Source organism: Pantoea sp. SIMBA_079, assembly GCF_046940275.1.
Lineage (GTDB): Bacteria > Pseudomonadota > Gammaproteobacteria > Enterobacterales > Enterobacteriaceae > Pantoea > Pantoea borealis.
On the sequence record NZ_JAWRYR010000774.1, the window covers coordinates 1 to 244 of the forward strand.

The 244-nt window shown below is 68.0% G+C and carries 1 pseudogene; it reads left to right on the plus strand.

Going from position 1 to position 244, the window contains the following annotated elements:
• Window positions 1-244, plus strand: a pseudogene (locus SB719_RS22040) (glucose/galactose MFS transporter); the annotation flags it as partial.

Below are 244 nucleotides of genomic sequence, written 5' to 3' on the forward strand. Positions count from 1 at the left end.
TCGTCATCGGCCTGGTGATCGCGTCGATCGGCGCCGCGATGTTCTACCCGGCGGCGCGGCTGCCGTCGTACGGCGTGTTCCTGACCGCGCTGTTCGTGCTCGCCAGCGGCATCACCCTGCTGCAGGTCGCCGCCAATCCCTACATCAGCCTGCTCGGCCGACCCGAGACCTCGCACAGCCGCCTCAACCTAGCGCAGGCCTTGAATTCACTGGGCACGACGGTGTTCCCGCTGCTGATCGGCCC